This window comes from Pseudoalteromonas sp., from assembly GCF_041613455.1.
Lineage (GTDB): Bacteria > Pseudomonadota > Gammaproteobacteria > Enterobacterales > Alteromonadaceae > Pseudoalteromonas.
Window position 1 is genome coordinate 1 of sequence record NZ_JBFJHD010000149.1, and the last position, 7,554, is coordinate 7,554.

Below are 7,554 nucleotides of genomic sequence, written 5' to 3' on the forward strand. Positions count from 1 at the left end.
ACCTTGAAAGGTTTTAACGTCATATTTTTGCATATTTGGCTTTTTACTATCTGAGAAGTAGCGTGAAAATTACCCTCAGTATACCTTGTGCACACGCAGGTTTTAAGCAGTTTGTGCAATTGAAAAAATAAAAAAGGAGCCCAAGGCTCCTTTTTTGTAATTAGTATAATTAATTATACGTCTAGGTTTACCACCCGTAATGCGTTATTTTCAATAAACTCACGACGTGGTTCAACTTGGTCACCCATTAGCGTTGCGAACAACTGATCGGCAGCGACCGCATCTTCAATGGTTACTTGCAGCATACGGCGTGCTGAAGGGTCCATGGTGGTTTCCCACAGCTGATCTGGGTTCATCTCACCAAGTCCTTTATAACGCTGTATATAGAGGCCACGCTTAGATTCTGAGATTAGCCACTCTAAAGCATCCACAAAGTTATCAACAGCAAGTGTTTTCTCACCACGCTGAATATAAGCGCCTTCTTCAAGCACATTGGCAATGTTAATACCGGTGGCAGCTATACGCTGATAATCACGTGAGGTGATGAAGTCATAGCTTAGTACATGCGCCTTATCAACACCGTGTTGGCGAATTTTCACCACAGGGTAATATAAGTTACGCTCTGTATCATGCTCGGTTGCGGCTTGGAAAATCGTCGCATCTTCATCATTAGACACTAAATCATCAACCAACTCTTTGGTCCAGGCAATAACTTTAGCTTCATCTGCTAGGTGTTCTTTTTTCAGTTCGCTTTGGTAAATTAAGCGATTCATTACCGTGTTAGGGAACTTACGTTTTAAACGCTCAATTACCTTAACGGTATTTTGATAGTCGTGCACAACCTTTTCTAACGCATCACCCGTCAGTGGCGTGGTAGAAGCCGCACTGGTATAAAGCGAAGCATTGTTTAATGCTAATGATGTTAAGTAATCGACTAACGCAGGATCGTCTTTAATGTAACGTTCTTGCTTGCCTTTTTTCACTTTATAAAGTGGCGGTTGCGCAATGTAAATATAACCACGCTCGACTATTTCAGGCATTTGACGATAAAAGAATGTCAGCAATAAAGTACGAATATGTGAACCATCCACGTCAGCATCCGTCATGATAATGATGCGGTGATAACGTAATTTTTCAGGATTATATTCATCACGACCAATACCACAGCCTAGCGCTGTGATTAAAGTAGCAACCTCTTGTGAAGAAAGCATTTTATCAAATCGTGCTTTCTCTACGTTTAAGATTTTACCTTTAAGCGGCAAAATTGCTTGGTTTTTACGATTACGCCCCTGCTTGGCTGACCCGCCAGCAGAGTCCCCTTCCACTATGTATAGTTCAGAGAGTGCAGGATCTTTTTCTTGGCAATCGGCTAACTTACCCGGTAAGCCCGCTAAATCCATGGCACCTTTACGACGTGTCATTTCACGTGCTTTACGTGCGGCTTCACGTGCACGTGAAGCATCAATAATTTTGCCAACTACAATTTTAGCATCGACTGGGTTTTCTAATAAAAATTCAGTGAATTTTTCAGCCATGGCCTGCTCAACCGCAGATTTCACTTCGCTTGAAACTAGCTTATCTTTGGTTTGTGAAGAAAACTTAGGATCAGGTACTTTAACACTCACTACGGCAGTTAAGCCTTCACGTGCATCATCGCCCGTGGCATTGCTAGTCGTTTTCGCTTTTTTGTTAAAGCCTTCTTTTTCCATGTAGTTATTTAGCGTACGCGTTAGCGCCGATCTAAAGCCCGCTAAGTGGGTACCACCATCACGTTGTGGAATATTATTAGTAAAACAGAAGATATTTTCTTGGTATGCATCATTCCATTGCATTGATACTTCTACACTAATACCATCTTCTTCACGGGTATGGCTAAAGTGGAACACACCTTTATGTACCGGCGTTTTATTGCGGTTTAAGTACTCAACGAAAGCTCTGATACCCCCTTCATATTTGAAGTGGTCAGATTTATTTTCTTCGCGTTCATCAGTTAAGATGATACTTACACCCGAGTTTAAGAATGAAAGCTCGCGTAAACGCTTCGCTAAGATATCGTAATGAAAATCTAAGTTAGTAAAGGTTTCATCGCTTGGCCAAAAACGTAATTCAGTCCCCGTAGTTTCAGAGTCACCAATTATCGCTAATGGTGCATCAGGCACACCATGTGAGTATGTTTGCTCGTGTAGTTTACCTTCACGACGGATTGTTAATTTTAGCTTTTCTGATAATGCATTAACAACCGATACACCCACACCGTGTAAGCCACCAGACACTTTATAAGAGTTGTCATCAAACTTACCACCCGCATGCAGTACTGTCATGATTACTTCAGCTGCCGATACGCCTTCTTCTTCATGAATTGAAGTTGGGATACCGCGACCGTTATCTCTTACAGATACCGAACCGTCTAAGTGAATCGTTACATAAATATCATCACAATGGCCTGCTAAGGCTTCATCGATAGAGTTATCAACGACCTCAAACACCATGTGGTGTAAGCCTGTGCCATCATCGGTGTCCCCTATATACATTCCAGGACGCTTTCTTACTGCGTCTAATCCTTTAAGTACTTTAATACTCGACGAGTCATAATTCTCAGACATGGTTAATCCCACTTATCTTGTTATTAGGTTGCCATGTTTCACGTGGAACATTTTCAGCTCTCGCTGCATCGGTTCCACCACAGCAGAAATACTTTCAGAAAAAATTGTTGATATAAAAATCTGAGAACTGCAGTGGGCTAATAACTGGCCTACTTTCTCTTTTGTATCTTCGCCTAACTCTGAAGGTAAATCATCTATTAGCAATATTGATTGCTTATCTGTCTCTGACTCAATTAAGCTATTTTGCGTTACTTTTAACGCATACAACAATAGCTTTAATTGACCGCGTGAGAAGGTATTCTCCACACTGTTGCCAGCGACACTAAAACTAAAATCGGCCTTGTGCGGCCCTTTACTTGTAAACCCTTGGCGAGCATCTCGCTCAAAGTTTAACTCTAATGCATCACTAAGAGATTCACTCTCTTTCCAGCCGGCATTAAAGCTGATTTCTAAATCGCGTATTAGCGTTAATTCTGCACACATTTTATCAAAAAATTGCTGTTTAAACCTACTTATATACGCCATTCTTAGTTTATTTATTTGTTCAGCCAGTCTAACAAATTCTTTGTCCCAAAACTTAATTTGGTCAAAATAATTCTTTGGCTTGGTCTTTAACAGTGCATTACGTTGCTTTAATACTTTATTAAACGATTGCCATAAATAAAAGAATTCATGTTCCACGTGGAACAAGCCTAAGTCTAAAAACTTTCTGCGCTCTTTGGGTCCGCCAAAAAATAACGAATAACTCTCTGGCGTAATTATTTGCACTGGCATCAGTTGCGCTAACTCGGAAACTTTACGGCTCGCTTTGCCTTGAATTTTTAAACTGGTTTCACCGGCTTGAGTTTTGCTGATACCTATTGGGATCGACAAATCATGCAGCGCCTTACGACCATGAATGACAAATTGGTCTTGCTGATGCGAAATAATACTTTTGTGCTTTGCTGTTCGAAAAGATTTGCCGTGGGAAAGGAAATAAATAGCTTCTAAAAGGCTGGTTTTTCCACTGCCGTTTTCACCATAAATTATATTAACGCCATTAACTGGTTCTAGCGTCAGTGCCTCAATATTACGAAAATATTTGAGGCTCAAATGACTTAAGCTCATTGGGTATTTTAAACTTACAAACGCATAGGCATAACAACGTACATAGCTTCTTCGTCGCCGGCACCTTCTATTAATGCACTGCTGTTTGAATCAGCCAAAGTAAATACCACATCTTCAGTTTTTAAAGTATTGAGTACATCAAGCACATAAGATACGTTAAAACCAATCTCTAATTCATCACCTTGGTAACTCACTTCAACCACTTCTTCGGCTTGCTCTTGCTCAGGGTTATTAGCGGTAATTTTTAGCAAACCATTCGCTAAGTTTAAGCGCACGCCACGAAACTTTTCGTTTGATAATATCGACACACGCTGAAACGCACTCCGTAACCATTCGCGATTAGCGGTTACTACTTTATCACCACCACGCGGCAGTACACGGCGATAATCAGGAAAACGGCCATCAACTAACTTGCTAGTAAAGGTGAATTCAATATCAATAATACGAATATGGTTTGCACCGAACTGAATGGTAACAAGTTCTTCGTCAGCAACCATCAAGCGCATAATTTCTTGTACACCCTTACGCGGTATTATTAACTGACGTTGAGTATTCAGCGATTGTGGTAACTGCTTTTGAGCAATGGCTAAACGGTGGCCATCGGTGGCGACCGTTTTTATATCGCTATTATCAACTTCAAATGACATACCATTTAAGTAATAACGCACGTCTTGATTCGCCATCGAAAAATGAGTGCTTTCAAGCAGTTTACGTAATTCTAAACGAGTAAGTTGAAATTCAACCTCACCGTCCCACTGCTCTAAATTAGGAAAGTCTTCGGCGGCTAAGGTCGTTAATGAAAAACGACTTTTACCACTAGTCAGTAATAACTGATGCTCTTGTAAGCTTAAGGTAAGATCAGCACCATCTGGCAAGCTTTTACAAATATCGAGTAATTTTTTAGCTGGTAAGGTTAATTTAGTATCGGCAACATCGTCACCCACCATCACGCTAGCGACAAGCTCAATTTCAAGATCGGTACCGGTCATTGAAAGCTGCCCGTTTTCTACTGCTAGCAATACGTTAGATAATATAGGCAACGTGTGTTTGCGCTCTATTGCACCCGACACTTGCACTAATGGCTTTAAAAACTGTTCTCTTGATATTGTTATTTGCATAATAAAGTCAGCCTTAAGATGACAATGTTCTTATTAGGTTTTGGTAATCTTCTTTAATTTCGTGGCTTTCATCACGGAGTGATTTAACCTTACGGCACGCATGTAATACAGTGGTGTGGTCGCGTCCACCAAAGGCGTCGCCAATCTCAGGTAAACTGTGATTAGTGAGCTCTTTAGAGAGTGCCATGGCCACTTGGCGAGGCCGTGCTATAGAGCGACTACGACGCTTAGACAACAGATCTGAAATACGTATTCTGTAATACTCAGCGACGGTACGCTGTATGTTATCTATGGTCACCAGCTTATCTTGCAAAGCAAGTAAGTCCCGCAGCGCTTCTTTTACAAAGTCGATAGAAATTGGCCGACCAGTAAAATTGGCATTAGCAATAACGCGGTTAAGTGCCCCTTCGAGCTCACGTACATTGGAACGTAATTTTTTAGCGATAAAAAAAGCCACTTCGTGCGGTAAATTAATTTTACTTTGCTGCGCTTTTTTCATCAATATAGCAACACGCGTTTCAAGCTCTGGTGGCTCAATGGCTATGGTTAATCCCCAGCCAAAGCGTGATTTAAGCCGATCTTCAACACCTTCTATCTCTTTTGGATACCGATCAGAAGTTAGAATTATTTGCTGGTTACCTTCTAGTAACGCATTAAAGGTATGAAAGAACTCTTCTTGTGAACGCTCTTTATTAGCAAAAAATTGAATGTCGTCTATCATCAGCGCATCAACACTACGGTAGTAACGCTTAAACTCTTCAATAGCATTATTTTGTAACGCTTTAACCATGTCTTGCACAAAGCGCTCTGAGTGCATATACACTATTTTAGCATCGGGCTTATTGGCTAAAATGCCATTGCCCACAGCGTGTAATAAATGCGTTTTACCTAAACCAGTACCGCCGTATATAAACACCGGGTTAAACGCTGCCCCCGGGTTGTCGGCCACTTGTGTTGCCGCCGCTTTAGCTAACTGGTTAGATTTACCTTCGACAAAACTATCGAAAGTATAGTTATCTTTTATATTCGATTTATATTCAGATTTTGGCGCCGGTTCAACCACAGGTTTTGGTTGCCGCGTTTGTTGTTTTGCTTGTGTGCTTGGCGCTGATTGCGTTTCGGCTACAGCAACAGGCTGTGCATTTAACAATGGTTTACTACCTACATCAAAGCGTAGCTCTGGCGCTTCAACGCCACAAATCTCAACCAATAACTCATTAATTCTGTTTAAGTATTTTTCTCTTACCCAATCAAGCACAAAGCGATTAGGTGCATAAATCGTCAAGGTATCTTCGGTACTTTCTGCTTGTAGTGGCCTAACCCACATACTAAATTGCTGCGAAGGCAATTCATCTTGCAATACATATAAACAACTTTGCCAAACCGACAGATACACAGTAAAACTCCCAAAGATATAATTTTTATTCCCGCACATCATTAATGATAAAAAAATCACCTTTGTATTGCGTGCAAATGGCCCAGTATGCGACCCAAGACCGAGTATTATGAAGGCACTTTATCCACAAGTAAAAGATTGATTTTTATAAAATTGTTGATATCGCTGTATAAAATAACTAACAGCATGATACTAAACAACTTTTATTTTAAAGACTGAGAGCAGATCATATCAAAAGCGACTGCGGATCGCGAACAATATCTGCGATCTAATTTAGTTTTCCCCCGCTTTTATTCACTTTTTATACAGGCACTGTGGAAAACTCCATATTAATGATGATCCTAGCTGATCGCCTGTATTGATCACTATTTTATTCCGCTTAAACACGAGCGCTAGCCGCTAATTATGATTGACTTTCGTCCACATCATCTATAATATCTCGCGCTCGCAATGGCACCTGTGCCAGGATCGCGACCTGCATAGGATGTTTTAACTTTAACCGATCGGAAGAGATTGTTATGAAAAGAACTTTTCAACCTAGCGTTTTAAAACGCAAACGTACACACGGTTTCCGTGCTCGTATGGCAACTGTAAATGGCCGTAAAGTATTAGCTCGTCGCCGTGCTAAAGGCCGCAAAGTTCTTTCTGCTTAATTTATAAGTGGAAGACTTTAGCTTTGGCAGGGAGTTACGTCTGTTAACTCCCTCGCATTACTCTCGCATATTTAACGAACCCGCTCGGGCTGCAACTCCTTTCTTTACTTTATTAGCAAAACCAAGTGACCATTCAAAACCTAGGTTAGGCCTTACTGTTGCTAAAAAACGTGTAAAAAAGGCATGTCAACGAAACCGTATTAAACGTCTTGCTCGCGAAAGTTTTCGTTTAAACCAACACACGCTCGATAATATTGATATTGTGTTGATGGTTAAAAGTGGCATTGATGAACAGTCTAATGAAGAATTAACCAAACAACTTACAAAGCTGTGGCGTAAGATTAATGAACGCTGCAAACCTGGTGCCCCTAAACCGCCACCATTTAAAAAACGCCCAAACAAATCAGCTAAATCGACTAAACAAACCCAATAGCAATAGAATTACAGGGTTAATTAAGGTATCTTTAGCTCACCTTTTAATCATGCGTTTAAAATCTCATAGTGAGTCTTTAAATACATGGTATCTATTCACTAAACATAACGTAGGGGCATGTACAACATGAGGTTACTTAAACCACTTGCTGCTTTACCAACACGTTGTTTAGTTTTATTTATCCGCGGTTATCAAAAGTGGATTAGCCCGCTATTAGGTCCGCATTGTCGTTTTAATCCAACGT

At 40.6% G+C, this 7,554-nt stretch carries 7 protein-coding genes; 3 read left to right on the top strand and 4 right to left on the bottom strand.

Annotated elements, in window-relative coordinates:
* Nucleotides 1-173: 173 nt before the first annotated feature.
* Genes gyrB through dnaA form a run of 4 tightly spaced genes read right to left on the bottom strand, consistent with a single transcriptional unit; the run spans nucleotide 174 to nucleotide 6,224 of the window.
* Nucleotides 174-2,603, bottom strand: a complete 2,430-nt coding sequence (gyrB, locus tag ABYB02_RS12435; protein ID WP_372762764.1) for a DNA topoisomerase (ATP-hydrolyzing) subunit B — start codon at nucleotides 2,601-2,603, stop codon at nucleotides 174-176.
* A 12-nt stretch (nucleotides 2,604-2,615) separates the two neighbouring features.
* Nucleotides 2,616-3,710: a DNA replication/repair protein RecF gene (gene recF, locus ABYB02_RS12440; RefSeq protein ID WP_372762765.1), complete on the bottom strand. Its 1,095-nt coding sequence runs from the start codon at nucleotides 3,708-3,710 to the stop codon at nucleotides 2,616-2,618.
* 14 nt (nucleotides 3,711-3,724) lie between these two features.
* Complete coding sequence (gene dnaN / locus ABYB02_RS12445) at nucleotides 3,725-4,828, bottom strand: DNA polymerase III subunit beta (RefSeq protein WP_372762766.1); 1,104 nt, start codon at nucleotides 4,826-4,828, stop codon at nucleotides 3,725-3,727.
* A gap of 13 nt (nucleotides 4,829-4,841) precedes the next feature.
* Nucleotides 4,842-6,224 (bottom strand): chromosomal replication initiator protein DnaA, encoded by a 1,383-nt coding sequence (dnaA, locus tag ABYB02_RS12450; protein ID WP_372762767.1) that lies wholly within the window; start codon nucleotides 6,222-6,224, stop codon nucleotides 4,842-4,844.
* 518 nt (nucleotides 6,225-6,742) lie between these two features.
* On the opposite strand from dnaA, the gene rpmH reads away from it, so the two are divergent.
* From rpmH to yidD, 3 genes are all read left to right on the top strand, one after another.
* Complete coding sequence (gene rpmH / locus ABYB02_RS12455; protein ID WP_008112968.1) at nucleotides 6,743-6,877, top strand: 50S ribosomal protein L34; 135 nt, start codon at nucleotides 6,743-6,745, stop codon at nucleotides 6,875-6,877.
* Between the two features lie 7 nt (nucleotides 6,878-6,884).
* Nucleotides 6,885-7,310: a ribonuclease P protein component gene (rnpA, locus tag ABYB02_RS12460; protein ID WP_372762768.1), complete on the top strand. Its 426-nt coding sequence runs from the start codon at nucleotides 6,885-6,887 to the stop codon at nucleotides 7,308-7,310.
* Between the two features lie 126 nt (nucleotides 7,311-7,436).
* Nucleotides 7,437-7,554 (top strand): membrane protein insertion efficiency factor YidD (gene yidD, locus ABYB02_RS12465; RefSeq protein ID WP_372762769.1); only part of this gene is annotated, 118 nt, incomplete at its 3' end.

Coding starts and splice junctions, on each gene's coding strand:
- dnaN (WP_372762766.1), bottom strand. CDS start 4,828: ATGCAAATAACAATATCAAGAGAACAGTTTTTAAAGCCATTAGTGCAA.
- recF (WP_372762765.1), bottom strand. CDS start 3,710: ATGAGCTTAAGTCATTTGAGCCTCAAATATTTTCGTAATATTGAGGCA.
- gyrB (WP_372762764.1), bottom strand. CDS start 2,603: ATGTCTGAGAATTATGACTCGTCGAGTATTAAAGTACTTAAAGGATTA.
- rpmH (WP_008112968.1), top strand. CDS start 6,743: ATGAAAAGAACTTTTCAACCTAGCGTTTTAAAACGCAAACGTACACAC.